The organism is Bradyrhizobium jicamae, from assembly GCF_018130695.1.
In the GTDB taxonomy this organism is placed as follows: domain Bacteria; phylum Pseudomonadota; class Alphaproteobacteria; order Rhizobiales; family Xanthobacteraceae; genus Bradyrhizobium; species Bradyrhizobium jicamae_B.
This window is the reverse complement of the sequence record NZ_JAFCJX010000040.1, coordinates 1-26,520: the sequence shown is the minus strand read 5'-3', so window position 1 is coordinate 26,520 and position 26,520 is coordinate 1. Positions and strand designations below refer to the sequence as shown.

The window sequence follows — 26,520 nt, the reverse complement described above, 5'->3', positions numbered from 1 at the left end:
CGCCTTGCGCACACACGCCTGTTGCACGCCCGGCGGCCACCGCATCGTCACCCACGTTCGTGGCGTTCGCGAGCGCCCCTCGTGTCGGGTGAGACGGGCGCATTATTAGCATAATCAGAAGTTCATGTAAAGGGAAATATTTTTCGCGCTGCCGCTTGACACGTTCTGGCTATGCGAGCTGATTTGCCCGTCGTGCTGAATTTGCAACAGTTGGAATTCCGCTGCGGTGCCGATGTCGTTGGCCCGATCGTGATCGACGACAGGGGCCGGTCTCGGCTGCGTCGGCGCACGCGACGGACCCATTAGGCGCGCAGCATGGACTCGAATGCCCGGTCGCACTTCATCCCGAACGAGCCATCCGCATCGTCACAGGACCCAAATGGGTCCATGCTGGCCGGTTGCTCCGTGCCCGCAGTTTGGTGCGGTACATCTACGGGAAAATCTCAAACGTTCGTCCTTGTTTTACAAAGTCGTCGCTCGAGGGTGCGCAAAAAACGACGATGTCTGCCGATTCGATCAGCACCTTCAACAACACGAAATAGGTTGAGTAATCCGGGCCTGAAACAGGCTGATCAGTAGATATCTTCCATCCCTTGGCGGTGAGTGCTTGTCGGGCCGCCGACCGAGCAGCGTCCGAGCCTTTAGCGGTAAGAAGCACCACGTTCTTTTCGTTGTGACCGGTTTTCGGCTTCAGTGTGCTGCACCCGGGAAATGAGGGCAATTCGGGCGCGGCTTGCGCACTTGGGGGTTGCTCCGCCGGCTTGCCTGCGGAGACAGGTGGCACCACTGCCGCGACGCGATTGTTGTCTTCAGCCGCCGACGGTGATTTGTCCTCCGGCTTCGCCCGGCCGAACAATCCGGAAATGCCGGTGATGATCCTGGAGGCGGTCGACGGGTTGCCCGTCACGCCAAGAGCCCTGAGCTCGGCATTCGCGGCTCTCCATTCGTCGAAGTCGGGCGGGCAGATGTTTACGGCTTGTGTAAACCGCCGCACGGCTTCATCTTTGGACCCACCCCGAAGAGACAACTGTCCCATGAAGAAGTTTGCCTGGCACTTCTTGTAGGGGACATTGGCGGCGGCGATGACGTCTGCCGGAGTGCTCCGGCCAAGATACAGCCCGACAATCGGTGCTGGCCAATCCGTCATGTCGAGCGTCTTGGTCGCGTCCGACAGCTCGCTGGGGGCATTGTTGCCGTTGCGCGGACCCTGCAGGATGACTTGGCGTACTTGGTGCAGGCAGCGATGGCCCTCTGATTGGCGTCGGGCTGGTCGTCACCCCCGTTGATCGCCCACGCGCCGTCACTGGCCACGGCAAGGACAGCACAGCCGTTTCTCACGCTTATTGTCTTGCAGCTGGCGGCGCCGCAGCTCGTTGAAGCTGCCTGTTCGGCGTCCTCCTTGGAGTTTTTGTCCTTGGCGATCCCAACCGCTTTGGAAGCCTGTGAATAGGCGATTGCGGCGTACAGATCGCCTTCAGCCAGAACGGGTTCGGCGAAAAGCAAAAGCGCTGCCGCGGCCAAAAAAATTCTCATTCGTCTCGTTTGTCATCAAAACGATTTTGGGCAGCCACTCTATCCAGCTTGCCCAGGGGACCGCATGACCCAAACGGTCCTCTTTGGCAGCTTCACCCTGGACTTGAGACCACGCACGTCGGGCGGCTCCTGCTGCTCGAGCCGCTGTTGGGACGCCTTCCGTAGAAGTACGGGGCAAAGTCGCGACGAATCCGGCCTGCCAGCCGTTGTTGAGCGGTAAGCCTCATGTAATCTGAATGAGTTCTCTCCGACTCATCGGACCCCATGCCCGCTGCCACCGACCGCCTCCTCGCCGCCGTCGAAGCGATCTACGACACGGCACCCAACCCGTCACTCTGGCCATCCGCGCTTGGCAAGATCGCCGACTGCTTCGATGACGCCGGCGCGATCCTCGAATGGCGAAAGGAGGATGCGACGTTCGGAGTGATTGTCTCCGAAAGCCTCGCAGTTGCGGCCCGCGACTACGAGGCCCGGTGGGCGCAGCACAATTTCAAGGGTGAACGCGCGATCCAGGCCGGCCTCCACTTCAGCGGCGATCCCATCGCGGATCGGCACGTTGGCCCGATCGACGATGCTTACCTCAATCATCCCTTCCAGAAGGAGTTCCTCGTCAAACACGGCCTGGGCTGGTTTGGCGCGGTGGGCGTGTCGCCGGATCCACGGATCGCCGTCGCGCTCAGCGTGCAGCGGGATGTCGCCAAGCCGCAATTCTCCGACGCTGAACTCGATCTCGTCGCCACGCTCGGGCGCCACATCGAGAAATCCCTGCGGCTGTCGATCAGGCTACTTGATACCGAACTTGCCAATCTCGGGCTCGGCGACGCGCTCGCCCGGATCGGCATCGGCGTGTTTGCGCTGGACTGGTCGGCGCGCGTGCTGTTCGCCAATCCGGTGGGGAAGAGCTTTCTCGGCGAGGCGTTCGACCTCGTGAACGACCATCTGCGCGTTCGCATGGCGGCAAGCCGGGCGCCGTTCGAAACCGCGATGACGCAAATGCTGCGCGCCGAGGCGCGCGACCTGCTGGCCGAGCCGAAACCCATTCTGGTCGGGCCGACAGCTGCGGGCCGGCGTTTCGTCATCTACCTGCTGCCGATCACGGCCGGCGCACTTTCAGGCTACGATTTCCTGACCCACACGAGGGCGATCGTGCTGGCGATCGAGCAGAAGTCCGCCGAGCCGCCCGACCCGGCGGTCGTGCGGGACATTCTGGGATTGACGCTCGGGGAAGCCAGGATCGCCGCTCTGGTGGGGTCGGGCATTCCTCCGAAACAGGCGGCGACCCGTCTCGGCATTGCCGAGGACACGGCACGCAACGTCCTGAAGCGGGTGTTCGAGAAGCTCGATATCTCCCGGCAAAGCGAACTTGCGGTGCTGCTCGCACAGCTGGTCTTGTGGTGATGTCGAACCGTCGCGGCGCCTGCTGGCGCTGATGCTGACCGCGCCGTCCTGGATCGGCCCGGAGGCCGATTGGGAAAGGGCGTGCACGCTCGTGCACGGCCCCTGTTCTCGGTGGTAGCCCGCGCGCAACAGGACCGTCTGAAACCAGGCTGGTAACTCATTTGGGCTATGACGGCGGCCGCGCCGTGTGGTGTTTATCGACGACGGGATTTTGCATCACCTTCCCGGGGCCAGGAGCAACGCCGCCTGCAGACGTTTCAAGCAGGCGGCGTTGTGCTTTTTGTCGGTGCTCACGCAACCGAACATGCGGCACAAAGTCGATGGGTATCGCTCCCGTTCCACCCATCCTACCGAAGCTGCGCGCTACACCGGCACCCGCACCGCCGCCCGCAATCCTCCCATCGGACTATCCCCGAGCGTGATGTCGCCGCCGTGCGAGCGGGCGATGTCGCGGGCGATGGCAAGGCCCAAGCCGGTGCCGCCTTCGTCCTGGTTGCGCGCGTCGTCGAGGCGGAGGAACGGCTTGAACACCTCCTCGCGCATGTTGGCGGGAATGCCGGGGCCGTCATCGTCGACGGTGACGGTGAGGTAGCGGTGATCGCGGTGGCCGGTGATCGAGATGGTGTCGGCGTGGCGCGCGGCATTGGAGACGAGGTTGGCGAGGCAGCGCTTGAACGAGGCCGGCTTCACGGTGACGACCGGCAGCCCGTGGAAGGCGACGGTGGCGGCATGGCCGTGGCGCTCGGCGTCGCTGCGCAATTCCTCCAGCGCCTGCGCCATGTCGGTCGGCTGCGCGATCTCGCCGGAATCGCCGCGCGCGAAGGCGAGATAATCCTCCAGCATCATCGACATCTCGTCGACATCCTTGCGCATCGCGTCGATCTCGGGGCCTTCGCCGAGCAGCGCGAGCTCGAGCTTGAAGCGGGTCAGGATGGTGCGCAAATCGTGGCTGACGCCGGCGAGCATCGCGGTGCGCTGCTCCATGGTGCGCTCGATGCGGCCCTTCATCTCGAGGAAGGCCTGCGCCGCGCGCCGCACCTCGCGCGCGCCGCGCGGCCGGAAGTTTTGCGCCTCGCGGCCCTTGCCGAAACTCTCGGCCGCATCGGCAAGCCGCAGGATCGGCTTGATCTGGTTGCGCAGGAACAGCACCGCGACGATCAGCAGGATCGTCGACGTGCCGAGCATCCAGAAGATGAAGATCTCCGAGTTCGAGGCATAGGCCGCGCTGCGCTGGGCGAAGATGCGCATCACGGTGTCGTCGAGCTGGACGCGGATCTCGACCAGGTTCGAATTGCCGACGGTATCGATCCAGAACGGACGGCTGATCTGCCGCCCGAGCTGCACCGACAGCGTCTGGTCGAGCAGCGAGAAGAACGGCTTCGGCCCGGGCGGCGGCATGTCGCCGGGCGGCAGGAAATCCACCACCAGCTGCAGCCGCTGGCCGATGCGCTTGAGCTGCCCGCGATCCTTGTCCTGCGGGTAGCTCTTGTAGACGTCGATCAGCGCGGCGATGTCGGAGACCACGGCGGCCGACAGCCGCCGCGTCACCGTGTTCCAGTGCCGCTCCATGAACACGAAGGCGACCACGGTCTGCAGGATCACCATCGGCACGATCATGATCAGGAGCGCGCGGGCATAGAGGCCGGTCGGCATCCAGCTCTTGAACGCGTTGCCCATCCAGCCATTGACCCGCGAGACGCGTCGCGACGCGTTGCGGATCAGGGTCAGGCCGGTGTCGATGGTGCTCATGCGCGGTGCCTATTCACCTCTCCCTTGGGAGAGGTCGGCGCGTAGCGCCGGGTGAGGGGTTACGGTCTCTCGTTGGAGCGGCGCCCCCTCACCCGATTTGCTGCGCAAATCGACCTCTCCCCGCTGGGGAGAGGTGAACCGAAGCCGCGGCCACGCCGATTCAACCAACATTCATCCTTCCTCAAGGCGCGGCCACCAGGCGATAGCCGATGCCGCGCACGGCCTGCAGGAACAGCGGGTTGGCCGGATCCTGCTCGATCTTGCGGCGCAGGCGATTGATCTGCACGTCGACGGCGCGCTCGTTCACGGTTCCGCCGCCGGTCAGTGCGGCGCGCGGCACGGTGTCGCCGGGATTGGTGGCGAGGATGCGCAGCATCTCGCGCTCGCGGTCGGTGAGGTGCACGATCTCCTCGCCCTGGCGCAGCTCGCTGCGCTCGATGTGGAAGATGTAGGGGCCGAACGCGATCTGCTCGACGGCTGCGACCTGCGGCGGCGCGGTGCGCTTGAGAATGTTGCCGATGCGCAGCACCAGCTCGCGCGGTTCGAACGGCTTTGCGACATAGTCGTCGGCGCCGATCTGCAGGCCCTCGATCCGGGCCTCGGCCTCGTGGCGCGCGGTCAGCATGATGATCGGCACCGAGGAGGAGGTGCGGATGAAGCGGGCGAGATCGAACCCGGTCTCGCCGGGCATCATCACATCAAGGATGAGCAGATCGAAATGCAGGCCCTGCAGCTTGGCGCGGGCGTCGCTCGCGCTCATCGCCGTGGTGACGCGATAGCCCTCGTTGCCAAGGAAGCGCGACAGCAGATCGCGAATGCGGCGGTCGTCGTCGACCAGCAAGAGATGCGGCGCATCGTCGGCGAGCGGTGCAGGCTGACGCATCAGGGTTGCAGTCTGGGCCAATGTCATTCCCTCGTTTTTCTGCCGCCGAAGATCGCCTCCAGCACCTTGTCGGGATCGTCGCGGTCGATCATCGCGCGCAGGAAGGTCCGTACCGTCTCGACGCCGGCCGGGTCGATGCCCGTGATGGCGCGGTTGATGCGGTCGGTCTGCAGGCCGGCGAGCTTGCCGACCAGCGCCTCGCCCTTGAGCGTGGCGTAGAGCAGGCGTTGCCGGCGGTCGTTGTTGCCGGTCTTCTGCACGATGTAGCCCTCATCGAGCAGCTGCTTGAGGACGCGCCCGAGCGACTGTTTGGTGATGCGCAAGACGTCGAGCAGGTCGGCGACCTTCAGGCCGGGATAGCGGGTGACGAAGTGGATCACCCGGTGATGGGCGCGGCCGAAGCCGAACGCCTCGAGCTCCTGGTCGGCGTCGCCGACGAAGTCGCGATAGGCGAAGAACAAGAGCTCGATGATGTCCCAGCGCAGGTCGCGCGCGGCGGCGGGCGGGTGATCGCTTCCCCGCGAATCGGGTTGGGCAGCCATGCCTGAGAAATTTATGTCAGCCATATTGACGTATCTTGGGTTCAATGTTACAAAACAGACCATCGCGGCGAAACTTTAAGTCGTCTCGCTCGTGACAGCGTTTGAGGCGGCCTGAGAAAGCCAACAACGGCGGCTTGGGCCGCGAATGGGACGACCGTACGATTGTCGAGCGGCATTTCGGCAAACATACTGGACTTCAGCACTCCGCAAAAGCATGTCTAAACGACGCGCTGGCGGGGAAAGCCTGCCCATTTGGCTGGCGGTGTGACGCCCAGACCGACTAAACCAGCAGCCCGGAGAGGCAAACCGGCGCCACCATCCGCGCCGGTTCCGACAGCGGAAAGCAAGAGACCATGAGCTTGAAATTCGACATCCAGCCAGCAGCCAACCCGACCTCCGAAAAGGAGCGCGCGGCCAAGCTCGTGGACCCCGGCTTCGGGCGGATTTTCACCGATCACATGGCCGTGGTCCGCTACAGCCAGTCGAAGGGCGGCTGGCATGACGCGCGCGTCGAGGCCCGCGCCAGTTTCCAGCTGGATCCGGCTGGCGCGGTGCTGCACTACGCCCAGGAGATCTTCGAGGGCCTGAAGGCCTACCGGCGCGATGACGGCGGCATCAACCTGTTCCGCCCCGATGCCAATGCCCGCCGCTTCAAGGTTTCCGCCGACCGCATGGCGATGGCCAAGCTACCCGAGGACGTCTTCATCGACGCGGTCGAGCAGCTCGTGAAGATCGATCGCGCCTGGGTGCCGGGCGGCGAGGGCAGTCTCTATCTGCGGCCGTTCATGCTGGCGAGCGAGGTGTTCCTCGGCGTCAAGCCGTCGGCCGAATACATCTTTGCGGTGATCGCCTCGCCGGTCGGCTCCTACTTCAAGGGCGGGCCTGCGCCGGTCTCGATCTGGGTGTCGGAGAATTACACCCGTGCTGCGGTCGGCGGCACCGGCGCGGTCAAATGCGGCGGCAATTACGCGGCGAGCCTGCGCGCGCAGGCCGAGGCGATCGATCATGGTTGCGACCAGGTCGTGTTCCTCGATGCGGTCGAGCGCCGCTATATCGAGGAACTCGGCGGCATGAACGTGTTCTTCGTGTTCGACGACGGCTCGCTCTCGACCCCGCCGCTCGGCACCATCCTGCCCGGCATCACCCGCGACTCCATCATTGCGCTCGCCAAGGACGCCGGCACCAAGGTGCGCGAGGAGCCCTACACGATCGACCAGTGGCGTGCGGATGCGGCGAGCGGCAGATTGAAAGAGGCGTTCGCCTGCGGCACCGCGGCGGTGATCTCGCCGATCGGCAAGGTCTGCTCGGCAAGCGGCGATTTCACGATCAGCGGCGGCGCCGCCGGCCCGGTCGCGATGGGCCTGCGCAAGAAGCTGGTCGATATCCAGTACGGCCGGACCAACGATCCGCATGACTGGATCCGCAAGGTCATCTGACCGGTAGCGGCGGTGCTGAGCCGCCGCTGCGACTGACCAAGATTTCCTGATTGAAGCACTGACGGCGCGCGTCTTCTCGGCGCGTGCGAGGTCGTGCGCGCGTTCAACAGCACCGGGAGAGAGCCATGGGAATTTCGTTCGACAACATCGACGGCGTCATCTGGTACGACGGCAGGCTGGTGCCGTGGCAGGACGCCAACGTCCACATCCTCACCCACGGCCTGCATTACGCGAGCTGCGTGTTCGAGGGCGAGCGCGCCTATGGCGGTCGTGTCTTCAAGAGCACCGAGCATTCCGAGCGGCTGAAGCGATCGGCTGACATCCTCGACTTCGAGATACCGTTCTCGGTCGCCGAGATCGACGCCGCCAAGCAGCTCGTGATCGACGCCAACAAACTGCCCGACGCCTATCTCCGTCCGGTCGCCTGGCGCGGCTCGGAGATGATGGGCGTGGCGGCGCAGACCAACACCATTCATCTGGCGATCGCTGCGTGGAATTGGCCGAGCTATTTCGATCCGGCGACGAAGCTGAAGGGCATCCGGATGTGTCTCGCCGAATATCGGCGGCCCGATCCGGCGACGATCCCGGCGCTGGCGAAAGCCTCGGGCCTCTACATGATCTGCACCATCTCAAAGCACAAGGCGGAGCGCGCCGGCTATGCCGATGCGATGATGCTGGACTGGCAGGGCAGGGTGGCCGAATGCACCGGCGCCAACATCTTCTTCGTCAAGGACGGCGCGATCCACACTCCGATCGCCGACTGCTTCCTCGCCGGCATCACGCGCGCCACCGTGATTGATCTGGCCAGGCGCCGCGGCATCGCAGTGATCGAGCGCCGCATCATGCCGGACGAGCTTGACGGCTTCTCCGAATGCTTCATCACCGGGAGTGCCGCCGAGGTGACGCCGGTGGCGGAGATCGCCGACTGGCGGTTCACGCCGGGGAGGATCTCGGAACTGTTGATGAATGATTATGCGGCCGAGGTGCAGCCGAAGGGGAAAGCTGCCGCGGCGTGAGTGAGGGGCGCAGGCTCAAGCACTCCCTCGCCCCGCTCTTGCGGGGAGAGGGTGGGGTGAGGGGCTCTTCGTTCCGCAAACACTGAGTGCGCGGCAGGCATCGTGCCATGCCCCTCACCCGAAATTCGCTATGCGAATTTCGACCTCTCCCCGCAGAAGGGCGGGGAGAGGTGAAGAGACGACATGAACGCACTCTTGCCTCAACACGACAAAACCCGAGACATCAAAATCCTCGGGGCACGTCGCGACCATGGCCATCACGCTCACCCAGCCCATGAAATGGGCGCTCCTCGTCGTCGTCGCCGCGACATGCGGCTTCGGCCTGCTGACGATCGGCCCGAAGCCCGAGGTCGAAGCGCAGGACCGTTCGCCCGTGATCGACGTCCGCAACACCGATCCGGAGATGATCGCGGCGATCGGACGGGCGCGCGCGAGCCTGCCGACGTTTTGGGCCTCCTACGATGCGCCCAAGCCGACCGAGAGCGGCCACTCCCTCAAGGTCCGCTTCCCGACCCATGGCAACAATGGCGAGCACATCTGGATCGCCGAGGTGAAGAAGACCGCAAACGGCCGCTATTCCGGCGTGTTCGCCAACACCCCGCGCGACCTGCCCGGCCGGAAGGCCGGCGATGCGGTCGCGTTCGCCGATGCCGATATCTCGGACTGGATGTTCATGCGCAACGACAAGATCGTCGGCGGCGAGACCATCAAGCCGATGCTGAAACGGATGCCCAAGGCCGACGCCGACGCGCTCCGGGCGCGGCTGGAGAGCCCGTAAGAGGCACCGGCCGGGTTGCCCCACCGCGGCTTGGCTGATACCACCCCGCCATGGCCGAGAAACCCAAAAAACCGCAGAAATTGAAGGCGCGCCTGCCGCGCGGGCTGGAGGACCGTGGTCCCGCCGCGATCGCAGCGACGCGCCAGATGGTCGAGACAATCCGCGCCGTCTATGAATTGTATGGCTTCGAGCCGGTGGAGACGCCGGCGATGGAGTACACCGACGCGCTCGGCAAGTTCCTGCCGGACCAGGACCGCCCCAACGAGGGCGTGTTCTCGTTCCAGGACGACGACGAGCAGTGGATCTCGCTGCGCTACGATCTGACCGCGCCGCTCGCCCGCTACGTCGCGGAGAATTTCGACGCGCTGCCGAAGCCGTATCGCTCGTATCGGTTCGGTTACGTCTTCCGCAACGAGAAGCCCGGCCCCGGCCGCTTCCGCCAGTTCATGCAGTTCGATGCGGACACGGTGGGATCGGCGACGCCTGCGGCGGATGCCGAAATCTGCATGATGGCGGCGGATACGATGGAGGCGCTCGGCATCGCGCGCGGTCAGTACGTCGTGAAGGTGAACAATCGCAAGGTGCTCGATGGGGTACTCGAATCCATCGGGCTCGGCGGCCAGGAGAACGCCGGTCGCCGGCTGACCGTTCTGCGCGCCGTCGACAAGTTCGACCGCCTCGGTGGAGAGGGCGTGCGCGCGCTGCTCGGCGCCGGCCGCAAGGACGAGAGCGGCGACTTCACCAAGGGCGCTGATCTCGCAGCTGACGCGATCGAGCGCGTGCTGGTGTCGACCGGCCCCGAGACCGGCACGAACGAAGAGATCGTTGCGAAGCTGACGGATGTTGCGACCACGGACATTGGCAAGGCCGGCGCGAGCGAGCTGAACGAAATCGCGGCGCTGGTTGGTGCGTCCGGCTACGGCGATCGCGTGCGCATCGATCCCTCCGTCGTCCGCGGCCTCGAGTACTACACCGGCCCCGTTTACGAAGTTGAGCTGCTGCTCGAGACCAAGGACGAGAAGGGGCGTCCGGTGCGCTTCGGCTCGGTCGGCGGCGGCGGGCGTTATGATGGCCTCGTGTCGCGCTTCCGCGGCGAGCCGGTGCCGGCGACCGGGTTCTCGATCGGTGTGTCACGGCTGCAGGCGGCGCTCACGATGCTGGGCAAGCTCGACACCAGGCCGGCATTCGGTCCGGTCGTGGTGACGGTGTTCGGCGGCGAGATCGCCGACTATCAGAAGATGGTCGCGACGCTGCGCAATGCGGGCATCCGGGCCGAGCTCTATCTCGGCAATCCCAAGCACAGCATCGGCCAGCAGATGAAATATGCCGACCGCCGCAACGCGCCCTGCGCGATCGTGCAGGGCTCGGATGAGCGGGCCAACGGAAAAGTCCAGATCAAGGACCTGATCCTTGGTGCGGGGCTGACCGAGATCAAGGATCGCGAAGAGTATTTGAAGAAGCAGGCCGAGGCTCAATACGAGGTCGATGCGAGCCGGCTGGTCGAGGCGGTCCGCGAGGTGCTCGCCCGCCATGACGTGAGCTGGGGGTAGCTATTCCCTGTCATGCCCGGGCTTGTCCCGGGCATCCACGTCTTGTTTGATAGAGGCGATCGTGAATGGCCGGGATAAGCCCGGCCGTGACGAAAGAAAAAACAACGAGGAGACCAAGATGCCCGAGATCACCATCAGCATGGCCGCCGGCCGCACCGATGAGCAGAAGGCCGGCATGATGCGCGACATCACCAAGGCGCTGGTGACGAATCTCGGCGTCGACGCCGAGGCCGTCGTGATCCAGATCAACGAGGCCCCGCTGCATCACAAGATGAAGGGCGGCAAGACTTTTGTGGAGCGCAAGGCCGCGCAGAAATAAGCCGGCGGCCTCATGGACGCGCGCGACTCCATCACCATTGGCATGAGCGCCGAGCGCATCCTCGTGGTGCCGCCGGAGCGGACGGTTGGACATTTCGTTCCGGGCATGCCGATGGTGTTCGCGACGCCGATGATGATCCTGGAAATGGAGATGGCGTCGGGCGACGCCATCCGCGACGCGCTGCTGCCGGGATGGGTCACCGTCGGAACCGAGGTCGACATCCGCCATCTCGCCGCAAGCCTGGTCGGCGCCACGGTGCGGACCATTTCACGCGTGATCGCGGTCGAGCGCCGCGTCATCCGCTTCGAGGTCGAGGCGTTCGAAGGCGCGCGAAAACTCGGCGAAGGCCGCCATGCGCGCGGCCTGATCAATGTCGAGCATTTCAACAAGCGGCTGGGGGCGTAGCCGCGGGCGCGATGCCGTAGGGTGGGCAAAGGCGCGTAGCGACGTGCCCACCATCCACGGCGTGCTCGTGAAGGTGGGCACGCTACGCTTTGCCCACCCTACGGCACCGCCTTATTTCGCCAGCTCCTTCGACCGCTTCGTCGCAGCCGCGATCGCTTTCGTCATCAGCGGCTGTAGTCCTTCCGTCGCCATCAGCACCTCGAGCGCGGCGGCCGTGGTGCCGCCGGGTGAGGTGACGTTCTGCCGCAAGGTCGCCGACGGCAAATCCGAGCGGTGCAGCAATTCGCCGGAGCCGGCGACGGTGGCGCGCGCCAGCGTCGTTGCAAGCTGCTCGGGCAGGCCGGCCGCAACGCCGGCGCGGGCGAGCTCTTCGGCGAGCAGGAAGACGTAGGCGGGGCCGGAGCCGGAGACGGCGGTCACCGCGTCCATCAGGCTTTCGTCATCGACCCATTCGACCAGACCGGTGGCGCGGAGCAGCGCATCGGTGGTGGCGCGCTGCGCTGAGGTGACGCTCTTGGCGGGCACCGCGACGGTGATGCCGCGGCCGATCGCAGCCGGTGTGTTCGGCATCGCGCGCACCACCATTCCGCCGCAGACGTCTTCCAGCGCTGCGATCGTCGTGCCCGCCATGATCGAGACGACGAGCGTCGCGGAGCCGACGAAGGCTTTCAACGCCGCGCCGGCCTCGCGAAAGGATTGCGGCTTCACCGCAACCACCAGCGTGTCGACGGTGCCGATATCCGCAGGTGACGGATTGATGCGGACGCCCTTGGCGGCGAGCGCGCTGATCTCGGCAGATGCGTACGGGTCGATCACGATGACGCGATCGGGCGCAAGTCCCTGCGCCAGCCACCCCGTCAGCATCGCGCCGCCCATCTTGCCCGCGCCCGCGAGCGCGATGGTGCCGGTGGAATTCTTTAAAGTGTTGCTGTCCACGGGCGCCTCCACAAACTCACTTGTCGTCCCGGCGAAGGCCGGGACCCATAACCACGAATGGTTCTAGTGAAGCGGGATTAGGCCCACAAGCAGTTTGCTTAAGCCTCTGACGTCACGGCGTATGGATCCCGGCCTTCGCCGGGACGACATCGAGGGTGTGGTAGCGCTGGCGTTAAATGACTTACGCCTCGCCCTCGGTATCGAACATCGCCGCGCTCATCGCCTCCGCGGCCGACTTGCCGGCCCAGACCACGAACTGGAACGCCGGGTAGTAGCGCTCGCAGGCGTGGATGGCGTTGACCAGCATGGCTTCGCATTGTGCGGTGGAGGCGGTCATGCCGCCCGGCAGCACCAGCGCCTGACGATGCATGATCATGCCGGTGTGGGCCCACAGATCGTAATGGCCGACCCAGAGCTGCTCGTTGATGGCGGCGATCAGCCGCTGCACCTCGGCCTTGCGCGCCTGCGGAATCTTCATGTCGAACGCGCACGCCAGATGCAGCGCCTCGATCTCACCCATCCAGGTGAAGGAGAGCTGATAGTCGGTCCAGTCGCCCTTGGAGACGATCGTCACCTCGTCTTCGCCGGAACGCTCGAACGCCCAATTGTTCGTCGCCGCGATGTCTTCGACCACCGCGAGCGGATTATTCCGGGAATCGATTATGCCTTCGAGGAGGGACATGCCGTCTCGACCCTTGTTCTTATGATCTCGTTGATACGCACATTGGATCGGCCCGCGCGACACGCTGCGTCGTAGCCGAGTGCAGTCCTTGAGGTGGGCCTTCCGGTCGGCCCGTGAACTGACGGGGATGAAGTGATGTGATTTGCGGAATCTGCGCAACCGACCGCGGAGTCGTTCCACAAGGAAAGCGGGCACCGTCCACAGTTCATCGCGCCGCCCCCATGATTTTGAGAACAAATCGGAATCGGATTTGGCAGCGTAACGATTTGTTAACTTTTTGACGGCGGCGAGATGGCGCAAATGGTACGAGATTCGCCTTGTACACATGGCCTTATGACGATTCCTGATGCCAAAGCGGCTTGCCCAGCTGTCGCCGTTTGGTCATATTTGTAAACAGGTCGTCCAGCCGGGCGGCCGATGTTCTCAGGGCGGGGCGAAAATCCCCACCGGCGGTAAGGGTGTCACAGCCCAAGCCCGCGAGCGCCTTCCTCAAGGAGTGAGGAAGGGTCAGCAGATTCGGTGCAACTCCGAAGCCGACGGTTACAGTCCGGATGAAAGAGAACGGTTGCGGCGGCCCTCGCGATTTTCGCGCGGGCCAATGTCGTTGTCCGTGTGCCCTGATTCTGGTCCTGAAAGAGGAAAGCCATGAATCAGATGTTGCAAGACCCAGACGTCCAGACCTCCCAAACCGAAAATGTCGCCAAGACGCCGGAGCATCCGCCGGCGGTCGATCATCCGCGGTTTGCAAAACCGCAGCGCGTTGCCTTCGTGCAATCGTCCTGGCATCGCGACGTGGTGGAAGAATGCCGCATCGCGTTTCTGAGGGAGATCGAGGCGCGTCACATCACCAATGTCGACGTGTTCGAGGTGCCCGGCTCCTTTGAAATCCCGCTGCATGCGCAGATCCTGGCGAAGACGCGGCGCTACACCGCGATCGTCGCCGCAGGCCTCGTCGTCGACGGCGGCATCTATCGCCACGAGTTCGTCGCCGACACCGTGATCAAGGCGCTGATGGATGTGCAGCTGCGCACCGAGGTGCCGGTGTTCTCCGCGGTGCTGACGCCGCAGCAATTCCACGAGACCGAGGTGCATTACGATTTCTTCCGCCGCCACTTCGCCATCAAGGGCGTCGAGGTCGCGGAGGCCTGCGCCAACACGCTGCTCAGCCTGGAGCGGCTGCGCGGCCAGGTCGCTGCGGGAATTGCGGGCTAAAGCGCGATCAGATTGGGTTGAGCTGGGGCCGCGTCGGAAGTTCACCTCTCCTTTGGGAGAGGTCGGCGCGCAGCGCCGGGTGAGGGGTTACGGTCTATCGAGAGAGCAAGAACCCTCGCCCGGATTGCTTCGCAATCCGACCTCTCCCCGCTGGGGAGAGGTCGATCGAAGTCGCGGTCATGCCGATTCAACCAAAACCCATCGTGCGCTAGTATGGACGGTGAAGAGGAGACGTGCCGATGCCTCACCTCGATCGTCGTTGCTTGCTGGCCGTCCTCGGCGCCGTGCTTGCCGCGCCGCGCTCCGTTTTTGCGGCTGACGCATTCGCAAGCATTGCGGAGCGCCTCGCGGAGGCCGAGCGCGCCGGGAAAGTGTTCGGCCTGCACGCGCTGCTGCTGAGCCAGGGCGGCAAGCTCGTGTTCGAGCATTATGTGCGGGGCCAGGACGAGCAATTGGGCCGGTCGCTGGGTGAGGTCGTGTTCGGCCCCGATGTGCTGCATGATCTGCGCTCCATCTCCAAGAGCGTGGTCGCGCTCGCCTATGGCGTTGCGCTCGCAGCCGGCAAGGTGCCGCCGCTCGAGGCCAGGCTCTATGAGCAATTTCCGGAGTATCCCGATCTCGCGCGCCAGCCGGGCCGCGACCGGATTACCATCCATCACCTGCTGTCGATGACGCTCGGCCTCGAATGGGATGAGGTCACGATTCCCTATGGTGATCCGCGCAACGGCGAAACGGCAATGGAGGCGGCCGCCGAGCGCTACCGCTTCATCCTGGAACGGCCGATCGTCGGCGAACCCGGTGTGAATTGGACCTACTGCGGCGGTGCCACCGCGCTGCTCGGCCGTCTGATCGCGAAGGGGACCGGCGAAGCGCTGCCGGACTATTGCCGCCGTGTCCTGTTCGATCCGCTCGGCTTCGGTCCATCCCACTGGGCAATCGGCAAGGACGGCGAGCCACGCGCCGCCTCAGGCGCGCGCCTGTTGCCGCGCGACCTCGTGAAGATCGGCCAGCTCATGCTCGCGGGCGGCGTCTGGAACGGAACGCCGGTCGTTCCCGCCGACTGGGTGACGCGCGTGACCACGCCGGTGGTCCCGATCGGCAATGGCCGCAGCTACGGCTGTCACTGGTACGTCGGCGACTACGCTCCCCCGGGACGGGAGAGCTTGCATTGGTTCGGCTGTATCGGCTGGGGCGGCCAATATTTGCTGGCGTTTCCCGCCCGCGACCTTGTCTTGGCGCTTCACTGCGGCAATTACCGGAAGCCGACAGCCGAGCAGTTCGGCGTGATGCGCGTCGTGGTCGGCGAGATCGTGCTGCCGAGTCTTGTTTGAGGGACGGTAAGGGAAGTTCGTCCTTGGTCTGTCGTCGCGTTCGGCTAAAGCGCGATGAGATTAGGTTGAAACGTCATCGCGCTTCAGCTCTTTGTTTGAGCATGATCTCCGCGCAAACGCGTTCCGCGTTTGTCGCGAGGGAAAACCGCTTCGCACTTTTCCGGATCATGCTCTAAGCTGTCCGGCATCAATCACCGGACAAGAGTGATCACATGACCAAGGAAGGCAATTCCGACTGGCTCGGCCTGTCCGGCCTCGTCGCTGTCGTCACCGGCGGAGGCGGCGGCATCGGCCGCGCCACCGCGCTCGGCTTTGCGCAGGCCGGCGCCAAAGTCGCCGCGATCGATCGCGACGAGCGCGGCCTCGAAGGTACGCGCGAAAAGCTTCGCGAACTCGGCGACGGGCATCTCGTCGCGACATGCGACACGACCAGTGTCGAGAGCGTTGCCGCGGCGGCCGCGAAGATCGAGAACGCGCTCGGGCCGTGCGGCATCCTCGTCAACACCGCCGCGGTGCTGCGTCCGGGTGGGCTCGACACGCTGTCGCTGGCGGAGTGGAACGCGGTGCTGGCGGTCAATCTCACCGGCTACTTCATCTGCGCGCAGGCCTTTGGCGCGCAGATGCGTAAAGCGCGCCGCGGCAGCATCGTCCATATTGCCTCGATCGCCGCCAGCAACGCGCAAGGACAGAGCGGCGCCTACAGCGTCAGCAAGGCCGGCGTCGTGATGCTGTCGCAACAGCTCGCCGCCGAATGGGGGCCGACAGGGATCCGCAGCAATGTCGTGAGCCCGGGCCTCGTGATCACGCCGATGAGCCAGGCGTTCTACGATACGCCGGGGGTCACCGAGCGGCGCACCGCCGTGGTGCCGATGCGCCGGATCGGCGCGCCGCAGGACATGGCGGATGCGATCCTGTTCCTGGCGAGCGACCGCTCATCCTATGTCAACGGCGAGGAGATCATCGTCGACGGCGGCTATGCGCGCACGCTGATGAGCCACGTGCCGCGGCCGGGGTTCTAGAGGCACAGGCGCTTTTGATGGGGCGTTGATGGGTAGGGTGGGCAAAGGAGCGCAGCGACGTGCCCACCATCACGAGCACGCCGGGAATGGTGGGCACGGCGCAAGAGCGCCTTTGCCCACCCTACAAGATCAATCGAACAGGCTCGACACCGACTCTTCCGCAGCGGTGCGGCCGATCGCTTCGGCGATCAGGCCGGCGATCGAGATGGTGCGGATGTTCGGCGCCTTGTTGACGGCTTCGGTCGGCAGGATCGAGTCGGTGATGACAAGCTCCTTCAACTGCGACGAGGCGATGCGCGCGGCGGCGCCGCCCGACAGCACGCCGTGGGTGATGTAGGCCGAGACTTCCCTGGCGCCGTGCTTGATCAGCGCCTCGGCCGCGTTCACCAGCGTGCCGCCGGAGTCGACGATGTCGTCGACCAGGATGCAGTTGTAGCCGGAGACGTCGCCGATCACGTTCATCACCTCGGACTCACCGGGACGCTCGCGGCGCTTGTCGACGATGGCGAGCGGGGTGTTGATGCGCTTGGCGAGGCCGCGGGCGCGCGCCACGCCGCCGACGTCGGGCGAGATCACCATCGTCCTGGAGAGGTCGAACCGGTCCTTGATGTCGCGCACCATCAGCGGCGCTGCGTAGAGGTTGTCGGTCGGGATATCGAAGAAGCCCTGGATCTGACCGGCATGCAAATCGAGCGTCATGACGCGGTCGACGCCGGCATGGGTGATCAGATTGGCGACCAGCTTGGCCGAGATCGGCGTTCGCGAGCCGGAACGGCGATCCTGCCTGGCATAGCCGAAATAGGGGATCACAGCCGTGATGCGACGCGCCGAGGAGCGGCGCAGCGCGTCGGTGATGATCAAGAGCTCCATCAGATTGTCGTTCGCCGGAAACGACGTCGACTGCACGATGTACATGTCCGAACCGCGGACGTTCTCCTGGATCTCGACGAAGATTTCCATGTCGGCGAAGCGCCGAACCACGGCCTTGGTCAGCTCGATGCCGAGCTCCCTGGCGATCCCCTGTGCCAGCACAGGATTGGAGTTGCCGGCGACGAGCTTGATTGATCCGTTCTTGGCCGACATCGAAATTTCCTCCCGCGCTTTGCTGGATACGACGTTGAGCATCTCAAGTCCCTACAAAACCAACGGGTTTTTGATGGGCGAGGGAATATCAGGCAGCCGCCTCGGCTGGCAACCCACGGAGGCGGTTTTCCCGGTCAAAAAACGGCCATATCCGGGATACCGCGGGGGTTAGTTGGCGGAATAACCGAGCGCCACGGTCTCGGGCGTGGTGACCGCCGGGCCGCTCGCGACGGCAGGTCCGCGGAGGCTCGGGGCAGGCGCGGGTGCACCCGCAGGGCCGCCATTGATCATGCCGGAGAGGCCGGCAAAACCGGCTTGCGCGATCTTGCGCAGGATCAGGTCGTCGGCGGCAGCCCAGGCGTCGCGTCCGGCCTTGCCGGCGGGTTCCTCACCGGACAGGCGCAGCGCGCGCTGCTGATTGCTGTCGTAGACGTCCCAGACCCAGGAGATCACGGTGCGGCCGCGCACCACCTGCGCCGACAGATAGCTGCGCACGCGATAGGCCGCGCCGCCCTCGCGCGAGACGACCGACAGGCTGCGCAGCTTGGATTCGCTGTCGAGCACACCGACCATGCGGTCGAACACTGGTGGCGGCGGGCCATCGATCGATTCGAACGCGATCGTGGGTCCGCTGCCGGTGCTGGCGGCCATCGCGTAGGAATCCGCGGTCGCACCGCCACCGGCGCAACCGCCGAGCGCACAGGTAATCGCAAGCAACGCCGCGGCGATCGCGGCCTGCACGATTGTCCCGGTTTGAGACCGGCCTGTTGACGCTTCCCTCATTAGGCCCTGCGATATCGTTAAAACCGCTTAACGTCTAGGGCAGGGAGAACACAGGGCTTAACGAATCACAGGACCGGTCCACAGGGCCGAAAAGCCCTGTTCAGTCAGCGAGATGATGCTGCATCGCCGCGGTGATCCAGGCCCATTCACGGTTTGGACTGCTGTTCGGCGACTGGCCGCGCATGATGGCGACGAGTTCCCAGTACCGCGCCGCGCGCCCATCATGCAGCGCATACTTGGCGCGCAGCCAGTTGCGGAAATCCAGATTGGGCTCGCGTCCGAGCAGCCGGGCCGATGTCTCCAGCCATTCGCGCGCGAGCGCCTTGCCGGTGTCCGAGGTCGGCTGAACGTCGTACGCGATCGCCTCTTTCGCCCTTGCCAGCATCGGCTCGCTCGCCTTCTGCCATGTCGAGGGATCGAGCACGCCACGATCCCAGACATCGCTGGCATTGGCGCGCATGCTGGCGACGAAGGAGGGATCGCCCAGGATGGTCGACAGCTCGATCCAGGCGTCGCACTGCTCCGGCGAGGGATCGTCGGGTAGTTCGGGCACGCTGGTCTCGATCATCTGGCGGATCCATTTCTGATCGATGTTGATGCCGTCGGACACTTTCTCGAAAAAGCGTTCGACGACGTTGCGGCGTTCGGTGCGGGACAGCTGCGTCATGGTCCAGAATCTCCTCAAATCTGCTTCGGTGAGTTGCGGTGAACGCAACGCAGCCCGCAGGGTCGAGGCGACGCGGCGCTGCGCCGCGATCTCGGCTTCCAGCGCCTCGAGGCGAAGCTTGAGCGCTTCGGTCAGCGAGAGCTCCTGGGACAGGACTTCGCGGATGCTCTCGAGGCCGAGACCGGCATCGCGCAGGCAACGGATCAGGTCGAGCCGAATGAGCTCGGCGTCGGTGAAGACGCGATAGCCGCTCGCGGTGCGGCCGGCTGGCGGCAGCAAGCCCTGGTCCGAGTAGAAGCGCAGCTTGCGGACGGTGATTCCGCTGATCCGCGCCGCCTCGCCGATACTGTAGGTGCGTTGTGTCATGTCCGCGTTGTCCGGCCTCCAGCAGGTGGAGAGTCAAGACCAACTGGGCATAATGATGATCGGAGGCTGAGACCTAGCCTTCCAGCGCGATCGCGTGGACCAGCCGTCCATAGTCGGCTTCCTTGCGATGGACCGAGCGGCGGTAGCTGTAGAAGCGCTCGTCGGCGTAGGTGTCGATGCCGAGATCGTCGATCATCAGCACGCCGGCGTTCTCCAGCCGCATCCGGATGAAGCCGGCGAGGTCGAACATCGCGTGGCCCTCGCGCTCGCCGGGCAGGAAGAATTTCCCGTTCTCGGCATCGGCGTCGATGAAGCGTTCGACGAACTCACGGCCGACTTCGTAGGACTCCTGCCGGATCAGCGGACCGATTGCGGCGACGATGCCGCCTCTGTCGGCGCCGAGCTTTTCCATCGCAGCGATGGTGGATTCCAAGATGCCCGTCAGCGCGCCCTTCCAGCCGGCATGGGCTGCGCCGATCACGCGCGCGCTGGGGTCGACGAACAGGATCGGGCCGCAGTCGGCGGTGGTGACGCCGAGCGCCAGTCCCTCGATGTTGGTGACGAGCGCGTCCGCCTTCGGCCGCGGCTGGCCGTTCCACGGACCGGTTGCGACCACGACGTCGGGCGAGTGCACCTGATGCACGCTGAGGAAGTGATCGATGGTGACGCCGAGTTGCTCGGCCATCCGCCGCCGGTTCTCGATCACCTTGGCCGGATCGTCATTGGAGCCGATCCCGCCATTGAGGCTGCCATAGATGCCCTCGGAGACGCCGCCCTCGCGGGAGAAGAAGGCATGGCGCAGGCCAGGCACGGCCGACAGCAGCGGGGATCCCACGGTCATTCGCTATTCCTCGTCGTCGTCAGGCTTGTCGCTGAGGCCGGCGATCGCGGTGATGCGCGGCTCGGAGACCGCCATCGCCTTGAACATCGAGCCCATGCCGCCGCGTCCGGAGTCGGTCAGCCGCTTCAGCGCGCCGGCGATGTCGGCGGAGACTTCCGGCGTCGCCTTGGCCATCAATCCGGCCGCGCGGGCTTCGACGCCGAGGCGCTTGAGGAAATCGCCCTGCGTCACCGGACCATGGACGCGCGCGCCCACATCTTCCGCCGCGCGCGAGAGCGCCTGGAAGTCGACATGCGCGGTGACGTCGGCCTGCCCCGGGGTCTTCAGGGGATCGGCGAAGCTGTGCCGTGCGATCGCCTGAAACGTATCGCCGGCATCGCTGCGCAGATGGCCGTAGTCGATCAGCAGCGCCGCGCCGTCCTGGTCGCGGACGCGCGAGGCGATCTTCATGATCTCATTGTCGGGCCGCCACTCGAACACAGCGCCGAGCGGGGCGGCGCGTACCAAAGGCGGCAGCAGCACGTCGAAGCGCGGCGTCGGATCGGGCGCGGCGGCGAAGTAGAGATTGCCGTTGGCATCCATCCCGACGGTGCGCTCGTGCCAGCCGGTCTCCTTGCGGACCATCTGGTGGATCGGCAGCACGTCGAAATATTCATTGGCGAGGATGACGGCCGGGCCTTCCGGCACGTCGTCGATCGTGTCGTGCCAGCTGATGTTGCGCACGCCCGACAGCGTCGCGCGCTGCTTTTCGCGCAGCACCGGATTGACTTCGACGAGATGAACGCTGATCGCCTGGTAGAGCGGCGGCAGCACGCGCAGCGCGCGCAGCGCGTCCGCCATCATGGTGCCGCGGCCGGGCCCGAGCTCGATCAGCCGCAACTCCGGCGGCGAGCCGATCGCACGCCAGATCGAGGCGCTCCACAGCCCGAGCAGTTCGCCGAACATCTGGCTGACTTCGGGCGCAGTGGTGAAATCGCCCTCGCGCCCGAGCGGATCGCGCGACAGATAATAGCCGTGGTCGGGATGCATCAGGCACAATTCCATGTAGCGCCAGACTGGCATCGGCCCGGCCGACTTGATCAGCTTTCTGATTTCTCCGAGCAGCGGAGTGGGTTCGGTCACGGCTATCCCTGAACGGAATTGGAAATTGGGCCCGGCGCCGATCCGGTCGCCCCGCGACGGACCGCAGCCGTGATGATCATAGCGCCGACGATGATCATTGGCACTGACAGCAGCATCCCCATGGTTAATCCGCCCCACAGGAATCCGAGCTGCGGGTCGGGCTCCCGGAACAGCTCGCTGGTGATCCGGGCGAGGCCGTAGATCGCGATGAAGCTGCCGAGGATCAGGCCGGGCCGCTTCAGCGCGCCCATCCGGATCATGACCGCCAGGATCGCAAACAGCACGATGCCTTCGAGGCCGGCTTCATAGAGCTGGCTCGGGTGCCGCGGCAGCGGGCCGCCATTGGGGAAGATCATCGCCCAGGGCAGGCTGGGATCGGCGGTGCGGCCCCACAACTCGCTGTTGATGAAGTTGGCGAGGCGGCCGAGGAACAGCCCGATCGGGCCGACTGCGGTGGTGATGTCGCCGAGCGACAGGATCGAGATGCCGTTCCGCCGCGCAAACCACATCACCGCGATGACGCAGCCCATGAAGCCGCCATGGAACGACATGCCGCCGTTCCACAGCTGGAAGATCTCGGCCGGGTGCTGGATGAAGAACGGCAGATTGTAGAACAGCACGTAGCCGGTGCGGCCGCCGAGGATGATGCCGAGCGTCACCCAGAGGATGAAGTCGTCGAGTTGCGGCAGCGTGATCGGCGCCGGCCCGCCCCACAGCCGCTCCTTCCTGACCAGCGAGCGCGCATAGACCCAGCCGATCACGATGCCGCCGATATAGGCGAGCGCATACCAGCGGATCGCGATCGGGCCGAGCGACAGCGCAATGGGATTGAAGACGGGGAAGTTGATCAGCAGGAACGGCATCATGCAAGGAAGCGAATCAAATGAGGTTGCGCCTGTATAGCGCAAGCAGGCGCTCCCAGTGCCGCTCGGCAGCGTCGCGGTCGTAGACCGGGCGCTTGGGGAAGGCGAAGCCGTGATGCGTGCCGGGATAGATCTCGACCTCGTTGCGCGATCCCTTCATGCCCTGCTTCACCTTCTCGATGATTTCCTGTGGCGCGTAGATATCGGTCTCGGCGCAGGCGAAATAAAGTTCGGCCTTGGTCTTGTTTGCGGCCAGATGCGGGCTGTCGGATTGATCGGTCGCCAGATGGGTGCCGTAGACCGAGGCGGCGGCCTTGACGCGATCGCCGAAATGCGTGGCGGCGTTCACCGCATAGCGGCCGCTCATGCAATAGCCGACGGTGCCGATGATTTTGGTGTTCGCCGCCTTCTGGGTCTCGGCATAGGCGAGCAGGCCCCTGGTGTCGTCCATGACCAGCGGGATGTTCAGCGAGTTCATCAGCGCGAACATCTTCTTGCGTTCCGGCGATTCCGGATCCGGATTGATCGGGCCGAGCTCCATCTCGCCGGAGCGGTAGTACATATTGGGCAGCATCACATAGTAGCCGGAGGTGCCGAGCCGGCGGGCCATGTCGCGCAGCTCTTCGCGGATCGCCGGCGCATCCATGTAGAAGATGATGACCGGGAAGGGGCCGCCGCGCTCGGGATGGGTGATGAAGGTGGTGGTCTTGCCGTCCTTGGTCTCGATGTCGACAGTGTGCTCGATCATGGGCGCTTCCGCTCGCGTTGGATTTTGCGATTTTTCGTTGTGTGTTCAATACGATTGCAAGGAAACGGGACCGTGACAAGGCAACCGGCGGAGCGGTCGGCCATGCGGCGCGGCCTTGAACCGCGCTGCGGGGATCGCCATTGTCTGCTACGACGGACGCAGCGAACGCGGAGAGTTTTGAGCAATGACCCAGACCAACAACCGGTTTTTCGACGAGATCGGCCGTCTGATGAACGATGCCGCCGGCGCCGCCCAGGGCGTCAAGCGCGAGGTCGATCAGGTCATGCGCAACCAGGCCGAACGCATCCTGCGCGACCTCGACGTGGTCAAGCGGGAGGAGTTCGACGCGGTCAAGGACATGGCGCGCCTCGCCCGCGAGGAGAACGAGGCGTTGAAGGCGCGAATCGCGGCGCTGGAAGCCAAGCTCGGCGGCTCGGCGGGATAATCCGCCGGCCCACGATTCCGTGCTCTTTCGGGCGGAAAAATCCCCTTCATTTCCTTGTCATTTCGCCCCTTTGGGGCTAAAAGCCCGCCACGTCCGCGGCCCCCGCACCCCTGGAGGCTTGCTGTGGACCTGAGCATGGGCCGCATTGCGGCCTTTAACTTTTTAAATACAAGGACTTAACGCTATGGCGACCGTCAAGGAATTGAAGGCGACCTCGCGTCCGCAGAGCGGCAAGGGGGCCGCCCGGGCAGAGCGTCGCGCCGGGAGAGTTCCCGGAGTGATCTACGGCAACAACCAGCCCCCCGTGACCATCTCGGTCGATGACCGTGACCTGCGTCAGCGCATCCTGGCCGGCCGGTTCCTCACCACCCTGTTCGACATCGAGCTCGAGGGCAAGAAGCACCGCGTGATTCCGCGCGACTATCACCTCGATCCGGTGAAGGACTTCCCGCTCCATGTCGACTTCCTGCGGCTCGGCGAAGGCGCGACCATCCGCGTCAGCGTGCCCTTGCACGTCGTCAACGCGGAAGGCGCTCCCGGCATCAAGCGCGGCGGCACCGTCAACATCGTCACCCACGCGCTCGAGCTCGAGTGCAAGGTCGACAACATCCCGCAATATATCGAAGCCGACGTCGGCAGCCTCGAGATCAGCCACTCGCTGCATCTCGCCGACATCAAGCTGCCCGCGGGCGTGAAGTCGCTGACCCGTGAGGACGCGACCCTCGTCACCATCGTGCCGCCGTCCGGTTACGCCGAAGAGCAGAAGGCCGCGGCTGCGGCAGCTGCCGGTGCGACCGCGGCTCCGGCTGCGGGTGCTGCGGCTCCGGCCGCGGCGGCTCCGGCTGCAGGTGCTGCGGCTCCGGCCGCCGCCAAGGCGCCTGCCGGCGGCGACAAGAAGAAGTAAGTGATCATGTCGGCGCGCGATCTCACTCCGGTCGCGCGCTGACACGGGACACCGTGCCATGCGCCTCTTTGTTGGTCTCGGTAATCCCGGAGCGAAATACGCCGCCAACCGGCACAATATCGGTTTCCTGGCGGTCGACGAGATCCAGCGGCGTCATGGTTTCGCACCATGGCGCCGTCGCTTTCAGGGCGAGACCTCCGAAGGCGTGCTTGGCCGCGACAAGGTCGTGCTGCTGAAGCCGACCACCTACATGAACGACTCCGGGCGCGCGGTGCAGGAGGCGGCGAACTTCTTCAAGATCGCAGCCGGCGACGTCACCGTGTTCCAGGACGAGCTCGAACTGCCGCCGGCGAAAGTGCGCGTCAAGGTCGGTGGCGGCATTGCCGGCCATAACGGCCTGCGATCGATCTCCGCACATATCGGCAACGAGTATCGCCGGGTGCGGCTCGGCATCGGTCATCCCGGCGTCAAGGAGCTGGTGCACAGCCACGTGCTGTCGGACTTCGCCAAGAGCGACCGTGCCTGGGTGGTGGCGCTCTGCGAGGTCGTCGCCGACAATGCCGCGCTGCTGGCGGCGGGGCAGGATGCTTCCTTCGCCAACAAGGTGCATCTGGCGATGCAGGCCAAGGGATTTTTCGACGCCAAGGACTGATGGCGCGAAGTAGGACTCAATCACGCGCGGTGAGCGCGAGAGATCGGAACGGACCATGGGATTCAAATGCGGAATCGTCGGACTGCCTAACGTCGGCAAGTCGACGCTGTTCAATGCGCTGACCGAAACCGCCGCCGCGCAGGCGGCGAACTATCCGTTCTGCACCATCGAGCCGAATGTCGGCGAAGTCGCGGTGCCCGATCCCAGGCTCGACAGACTGTCGGCGATCGCCAAGTCGGCGCAGATCATTCCGACCCGGCTGACCTTCGTCGATATCGCAGGCCTGGTCCGCGGTGCGTCGAAGGGCGAAGGCCTCGGCAACCAGTTCCTCGCGACCATCCGTGAGGTTGATGCGGTCGCGCATGTGGTGCGCTGCTTCGAGGATTCCGACATCACCCATGTCGAGGGCAAGATCGCGCCGCTCGCGGATATCGAGACCATCGAGACCGAGCTGATGCTCGCCGACCTCGACAGCCTCGAGAAGCGCGTCGACAATCTCTCCAAGAAGGCCAAGGGCAACGACAAGGACGCCAAGGAACAGCTTGACCTCGTCAACCGCGCGCTGGTGCTGCTGCGCGACGGCAAGCCGGCGCGTGCGCTGGAGCGCAAGCCGGAAGAGGAACGCGCGTTCCGCATGCTCGGCCTCCTGACCTCAAAGCCGGTGCTCTATGTCTGCAACGTTGAGGAAGGCTCGGCCAAGGACGGCAACAATTTCTCCAAGGCCGTGTTCGAGCACGCGAAGAAGGAAGGCGCGGTCGCGGTGGTGATATCAGCCAAGATCGAATCCGAGATCGCAACGCTGTCGCGCGAGGAGCGCGTCGACTTCCTGGAGACGCTCGGCCTCGAAGAGGCCGGTCTCGACCGCCTGATCCGCGCCGGCTACGAGCTGCTCCATCTCATCACCTATTTCACCGTCGGCCCGAAGGAAGCCCGTGCCTGGACCATCGACCGCGGCACCAAGGCCCCCGGCGCCGCCGGCGTGATCCACACCGATTTCGAAAAGGGTTTTATCCGCGCCGAGACCATTGCCTATGACGATTACATCGCCGGCAACGGCGAAGCCGGCGCGCGCGATGCCGGCAAGCTCCGGCTCGAAGGCAAGGAATACGTCGTCGCCGACGGCGACGTGATGCATTTCAGGTTCAATAACTGATCTCTTTCTTCCCCCTCTCCCGCTTGCGCTGTCCAATTCACACATCTTGCGGAGGAATTTGATCGCTGATTCCGTGAGTTGAGTGATGATTCGCGGGAGAGAGC

Annotated in this window: 28 protein-coding genes and 1 riboswitch; of the genes, 14 read left to right on the top strand and 14 right to left on the bottom strand. The window is 64.8% G+C overall.

The window, feature by feature from the left end:
• Positions 1-430 precede the first annotated feature (430 nt).
• Together JQ604_RS37230 and JQ604_RS42245 are read right to left on the bottom strand one after the other, a co-directional pair.
• Complete coding sequence (locus JQ604_RS37230) at positions 431-1,147, bottom strand: hypothetical protein (protein ID WP_212365721.1); 717 nt, start codon at positions 1,145-1,147, stop codon at positions 431-433.
• On the bottom strand, positions 1,144-1,533 hold the full coding sequence (locus JQ604_RS42245) for a DUF4189 domain-containing protein (protein ID WP_212365720.1): 390 nt from the start codon (positions 1,531-1,533) through the stop codon (positions 1,144-1,146). The genes JQ604_RS37230 and JQ604_RS42245 overlap by 4 nt, the downstream gene beginning before the upstream one ends.
• 264 nt (positions 1,534-1,797) lie before the next feature.
• Here JQ604_RS42245 and JQ604_RS37220 point away from each other — a divergent pair, with 264 nt between their 5' ends.
• Positions 1,798-2,931 (top strand): helix-turn-helix transcriptional regulator, encoded by a 1,134-nt coding sequence (locus JQ604_RS37220; protein WP_212365719.1) that lies wholly within the window; start codon positions 1,798-1,800, stop codon positions 2,929-2,931.
• Positions 2,932-3,294: 363 nt separating this feature from the next.
• On the opposite strand, the gene JQ604_RS37215 is transcribed toward JQ604_RS37220, so the two are convergent.
• The 3 genes from JQ604_RS37215 to JQ604_RS37205 form a co-directional block, all read right to left on the bottom strand.
• Positions 3,295-4,680 carry an ATP-binding protein gene (locus JQ604_RS37215; protein WP_212365718.1) on the bottom strand — a complete coding sequence of 462 codons (1,386 nt, stop codon included), beginning with the start codon at positions 4,678-4,680 and terminating at the stop codon, positions 3,295-3,297.
• Positions 4,681-4,861: 181 nt separating this feature from the next.
• On the bottom strand, positions 4,862-5,590 hold the full coding sequence (locus JQ604_RS37210; RefSeq protein ID WP_212365717.1) for a response regulator transcription factor: 729 nt from the start codon (positions 5,588-5,590) through the stop codon (positions 4,862-4,864).
• Positions 5,587-6,129, bottom strand: a complete 543-nt coding sequence (locus JQ604_RS37205) for a MarR family winged helix-turn-helix transcriptional regulator (protein WP_433996322.1) — start codon at positions 6,127-6,129, stop codon at positions 5,587-5,589. Before JQ604_RS37205 ends, JQ604_RS37210 begins: the two co-directional genes overlap by 4 nt.
• A gap of 329 nt (positions 6,130-6,458) precedes the next feature.
• On the opposite strand from JQ604_RS37205, the gene JQ604_RS37200 reads away from it, so the two are divergent.
• The 6 genes from JQ604_RS37200 to JQ604_RS37175 all read left to right on the top strand — a co-directional run bounded on the left by JQ604_RS37200 (position 6,459) and on the right by JQ604_RS37175 (position 11,609).
• On the top strand, positions 6,459-7,541 hold the full coding sequence (locus JQ604_RS37200) for a branched-chain amino acid aminotransferase (protein WP_212365716.1): 1,083 nt from the start codon (positions 6,459-6,461) through the stop codon (positions 7,539-7,541).
• A gap of 125 nt (positions 7,542-7,666) precedes the next feature.
• Positions 7,667-8,557, top strand: coding sequence for a branched-chain amino acid aminotransferase (locus tag JQ604_RS37195; protein ID WP_212365715.1), 891 nt, complete (start codon positions 7,667-7,669; stop codon positions 8,555-8,557).
• A 250-nt stretch (positions 8,558-8,807) separates the two neighbouring features.
• Positions 8,808-9,335, top strand: a complete 528-nt coding sequence (locus tag JQ604_RS37190; RefSeq protein WP_212365714.1) for a YegJ family protein — start codon at positions 8,808-8,810, stop codon at positions 9,333-9,335.
• Positions 9,336-9,385: 50 nt separating this feature from the next.
• On the top strand, positions 9,386-10,885 hold the full coding sequence (gene hisS, locus JQ604_RS37185) for a histidine--tRNA ligase (protein ID WP_212365713.1): 1,500 nt from the start codon (positions 9,386-9,388) through the stop codon (positions 10,883-10,885).
• Positions 10,886-11,003: 118 nt separating this feature from the next.
• The gene (locus JQ604_RS37180) at positions 11,004-11,204 is read left to right on the top strand and encodes a tautomerase family protein (RefSeq protein WP_212365712.1); all 201 of its coding nucleotides are present in this window, start codon (positions 11,004-11,006) and stop codon (positions 11,202-11,204) included.
• A 12-nt stretch (positions 11,205-11,216) separates the two neighbouring features.
• Entirely contained in the window at positions 11,217-11,609 is a 393-nt protein-coding gene (locus JQ604_RS37175) for a thioesterase family protein (RefSeq protein ID WP_212365711.1), read from the top strand.
• Between the two features lie 111 nt (positions 11,610-11,720).
• Here JQ604_RS37175 and proC read toward each other — a convergent pair whose 3' ends face one another.
• Both proC and JQ604_RS37165 read right to left on the bottom strand, forming a co-directional pair.
• A complete protein-coding gene (gene proC, locus JQ604_RS37170) occupies positions 11,721-12,485 on the bottom strand; it encodes a pyrroline-5-carboxylate reductase (protein ID WP_249159222.1) in 765 nt (254 codons plus the stop codon).
• A gap of 241 nt (positions 12,486-12,726) precedes the next feature.
• Positions 12,727-13,227, bottom strand: a complete 501-nt coding sequence (locus tag JQ604_RS37165; protein WP_212365709.1) for a YbjN domain-containing protein — start codon at positions 13,225-13,227, stop codon at positions 12,727-12,729.
• A 415-nt stretch (positions 13,228-13,642) separates the two neighbouring features.
• A riboswitch (FMN riboswitch) is annotated at positions 13,643-13,794 on the top strand.
• A gap of 78 nt (positions 13,795-13,872) precedes the next feature.
• On the opposite strand from JQ604_RS37165, the gene JQ604_RS37160 reads away from it, so the two are divergent.
• From JQ604_RS37160 to JQ604_RS37150, 3 genes are all read left to right on the top strand, one after another.
• Positions 13,873-14,439 (top strand): 6,7-dimethyl-8-ribityllumazine synthase, encoded by a 567-nt coding sequence (locus JQ604_RS37160; RefSeq protein WP_212365708.1) that lies wholly within the window; start codon positions 13,873-13,875, stop codon positions 14,437-14,439.
• 239 nt (positions 14,440-14,678) lie between these two features.
• A complete protein-coding gene (locus JQ604_RS37155; RefSeq protein WP_212365707.1) occupies positions 14,679-15,770 on the top strand; it encodes a serine hydrolase domain-containing protein in 1,092 nt (363 codons plus the stop codon).
• A gap of 212 nt (positions 15,771-15,982) precedes the next feature.
• Positions 15,983-16,789 carry an SDR family NAD(P)-dependent oxidoreductase gene (locus JQ604_RS37150; RefSeq protein WP_212365706.1) on the top strand — a complete coding sequence of 269 codons (807 nt, stop codon included), beginning with the start codon at positions 15,983-15,985 and terminating at the stop codon, positions 16,787-16,789.
• Positions 16,790-16,918: 129 nt separating this feature from the next.
• Here the strand turns inward: JQ604_RS37150 and JQ604_RS37145 are convergent, their stop codons facing one another.
• The 7 genes from JQ604_RS37145 to JQ604_RS37115 form a co-directional block, all read right to left on the bottom strand.
• Positions 16,919-17,872, bottom strand: a complete 954-nt coding sequence (locus tag JQ604_RS37145; protein WP_212365705.1) for a ribose-phosphate pyrophosphokinase — start codon at positions 17,870-17,872, stop codon at positions 16,919-16,921.
• Positions 17,873-18,040: 168 nt separating this feature from the next.
• Positions 18,041-18,655, bottom strand: a complete 615-nt coding sequence (locus tag JQ604_RS37140) for a hypothetical protein (RefSeq protein WP_212365704.1) — start codon at positions 18,653-18,655, stop codon at positions 18,041-18,043.
• 100 nt (positions 18,656-18,755) lie between these two features.
• Positions 18,756-19,688 carry a MerR family transcriptional regulator gene (locus JQ604_RS37135; protein ID WP_212365703.1) on the bottom strand — a complete coding sequence of 311 codons (933 nt, stop codon included), beginning with the start codon at positions 19,686-19,688 and terminating at the stop codon, positions 18,756-18,758.
• Positions 19,689-19,761: 73 nt separating this feature from the next.
• Positions 19,762-20,529, bottom strand: a complete 768-nt coding sequence (pgeF, locus tag JQ604_RS37130; protein ID WP_212365702.1) for a peptidoglycan editing factor PgeF — start codon at positions 20,527-20,529, stop codon at positions 19,762-19,764.
• 3 nt (positions 20,530-20,532) lie between these two features.
• Positions 20,533-21,651, bottom strand: coding sequence for a class I SAM-dependent methyltransferase (locus JQ604_RS37125; protein ID WP_212365701.1), 1,119 nt, complete (start codon positions 21,649-21,651; stop codon positions 20,533-20,535).
• Between the two features lie 2 nt (positions 21,652-21,653).
• Positions 21,654-22,514, bottom strand: coding sequence for a prolipoprotein diacylglyceryl transferase (lgt, locus tag JQ604_RS37120; protein WP_212365770.1), 861 nt, complete (start codon positions 22,512-22,514; stop codon positions 21,654-21,656).
• A 16-nt stretch (positions 22,515-22,530) separates the two neighbouring features.
• Positions 22,531-23,262 carry a dienelactone hydrolase family protein gene (locus JQ604_RS37115; RefSeq protein WP_212365700.1) on the bottom strand — a complete coding sequence of 244 codons (732 nt, stop codon included), beginning with the start codon at positions 23,260-23,262 and terminating at the stop codon, positions 22,531-22,533.
• A gap of 184 nt (positions 23,263-23,446) precedes the next feature.
• Between JQ604_RS37115 and JQ604_RS37110 the strand changes: the two genes are divergently transcribed.
• From JQ604_RS37110 to ychF, 4 genes are all read left to right on the top strand, one after another.
• The gene (locus JQ604_RS37110; RefSeq protein WP_212365699.1) at positions 23,447-23,707 is read left to right on the top strand and encodes an accessory factor UbiK family protein; all 261 of its coding nucleotides are present in this window, start codon (positions 23,447-23,449) and stop codon (positions 23,705-23,707) included.
• 184 nt (positions 23,708-23,891) lie between these two features.
• Complete coding sequence (locus tag JQ604_RS37105) at positions 23,892-24,611, top strand: 50S ribosomal protein L25/general stress protein Ctc (protein WP_212365698.1); 720 nt, start codon at positions 23,892-23,894, stop codon at positions 24,609-24,611.
• Between the two features lie 58 nt (positions 24,612-24,669).
• A complete protein-coding gene (pth, locus tag JQ604_RS37100) occupies positions 24,670-25,263 on the top strand; it encodes an aminoacyl-tRNA hydrolase (protein ID WP_212365697.1) in 594 nt (197 codons plus the stop codon).
• 55 nt (positions 25,264-25,318) lie between these two features.
• A complete protein-coding gene (gene ychF / locus JQ604_RS37095; protein WP_212365696.1) occupies positions 25,319-26,416 on the top strand; it encodes a redox-regulated ATPase YchF in 1,098 nt (365 codons plus the stop codon).
• Positions 26,417-26,520: the final 104 nt, after the last annotated feature.

What these genes read in the sequence shown, in the direction of transcription:
- JQ604_RS37230 (WP_212365721.1), bottom strand. Translation starts at nt 1,147, where the DNA reads ATGACGGATTGGCCAGCACCGATTGTCGGGCTGTATCTTGGCCGGAGC.
- JQ604_RS42245 (WP_212365720.1), bottom strand. Translation starts at nt 1,533, where the DNA reads ATGAGAATTTTTTTGGCCGCGGCAGCGCTTTTGCTTTTCGCCGAACCC.
- JQ604_RS37220 (WP_212365719.1), top strand. Translation starts at nt 1,798, where the DNA reads ATGCCCGCTGCCACCGACCGCCTCCTCGCCGCCGTCGAAGCGATCTAC.
- JQ604_RS37215 (WP_212365718.1), bottom strand. Translation starts at nt 4,680, where the DNA reads ATGAGCACCATCGACACCGGCCTGACCCTGATCCGCAACGCGTCGCGA.
- JQ604_RS37210 (WP_212365717.1), bottom strand. Translation starts at nt 5,590, where the DNA reads ATGACATTGGCCCAGACTGCAACCCTGATGCGTCAGCCTGCACCGCTC.
- JQ604_RS37205 (WP_433996322.1), bottom strand. Translation starts at nt 6,129, where the DNA reads ATGGCTGACATAAATTTCTCAGGCATGGCTGCCCAACCCGATTCGCGG.
- JQ604_RS37200 (WP_212365716.1), top strand. Translation starts at nt 6,459, where the DNA reads ATGAGCTTGAAATTCGACATCCAGCCAGCAGCCAACCCGACCTCCGAA.
- JQ604_RS37195 (WP_212365715.1), top strand. Translation starts at nt 7,667, where the DNA reads ATGGGAATTTCGTTCGACAACATCGACGGCGTCATCTGGTACGACGGC.
- JQ604_RS37190 (WP_212365714.1), top strand. Translation starts at nt 8,808, where the DNA reads ATGGCCATCACGCTCACCCAGCCCATGAAATGGGCGCTCCTCGTCGTC.
- hisS (WP_212365713.1), top strand. Translation starts at nt 9,386, where the DNA reads ATGGCCGAGAAACCCAAAAAACCGCAGAAATTGAAGGCGCGCCTGCCG.
- JQ604_RS37180 (WP_212365712.1), top strand. Translation starts at nt 11,004, where the DNA reads ATGCCCGAGATCACCATCAGCATGGCCGCCGGCCGCACCGATGAGCAG.
- JQ604_RS37175 (WP_212365711.1), top strand. Translation starts at nt 11,217, where the DNA reads ATGGACGCGCGCGACTCCATCACCATTGGCATGAGCGCCGAGCGCATC.
- proC (WP_249159222.1), bottom strand. Translation starts at nt 12,485, where the DNA reads ATGGGCGGCGCGATGCTGACGGGGTGGCTGGCGCAGGGACTTGCGCCC.
- JQ604_RS37165 (WP_212365709.1), bottom strand. Translation starts at nt 13,227, where the DNA reads ATGTCCCTCCTCGAAGGCATAATCGATTCCCGGAATAATCCGCTCGCG.
- JQ604_RS37160 (WP_212365708.1), top strand. Translation starts at nt 13,873, where the DNA reads ATGAATCAGATGTTGCAAGACCCAGACGTCCAGACCTCCCAAACCGAA.
- JQ604_RS37155 (WP_212365707.1), top strand. Translation starts at nt 14,679, where the DNA reads ATGCCTCACCTCGATCGTCGTTGCTTGCTGGCCGTCCTCGGCGCCGTG.
- JQ604_RS37150 (WP_212365706.1), top strand. Translation starts at nt 15,983, where the DNA reads ATGACCAAGGAAGGCAATTCCGACTGGCTCGGCCTGTCCGGCCTCGTC.
- JQ604_RS37145 (WP_212365705.1), bottom strand. Translation starts at nt 17,872, where the DNA reads ATGTCGGCCAAGAACGGATCAATCAAGCTCGTCGCCGGCAACTCCAAT.
- JQ604_RS37140 (WP_212365704.1), bottom strand. Translation starts at nt 18,655, where the DNA reads ATGAGGGAAGCGTCAACAGGCCGGTCTCAAACCGGGACAATCGTGCAG.
- JQ604_RS37135 (WP_212365703.1), bottom strand. Translation starts at nt 19,688, where the DNA reads ATGACACAACGCACCTACAGTATCGGCGAGGCGGCGCGGATCAGCGGA.
- pgeF (WP_212365702.1), bottom strand. Translation starts at nt 20,529, where the DNA reads ATGACCGTGGGATCCCCGCTGCTGTCGGCCGTGCCTGGCCTGCGCCAT.
- lgt (WP_212365770.1), bottom strand. Translation starts at nt 22,514, where the DNA reads ATGCCGTTCCTGCTGATCAACTTCCCCGTCTTCAATCCCATTGCGCTG.
- JQ604_RS37115 (WP_212365700.1), bottom strand. Translation starts at nt 23,262, where the DNA reads ATGATCGAGCACACTGTCGACATCGAGACCAAGGACGGCAAGACCACC.
- JQ604_RS37110 (WP_212365699.1), top strand. Translation starts at nt 23,447, where the DNA reads ATGACCCAGACCAACAACCGGTTTTTCGACGAGATCGGCCGTCTGATG.
- JQ604_RS37105 (WP_212365698.1), top strand. Translation starts at nt 23,892, where the DNA reads ATGGCGACCGTCAAGGAATTGAAGGCGACCTCGCGTCCGCAGAGCGGC.
- pth (WP_212365697.1), top strand. Translation starts at nt 24,670, where the DNA reads ATGCGCCTCTTTGTTGGTCTCGGTAATCCCGGAGCGAAATACGCCGCC.
- ychF (WP_212365696.1), top strand. Translation starts at nt 25,319, where the DNA reads ATGGGATTCAAATGCGGAATCGTCGGACTGCCTAACGTCGGCAAGTCG.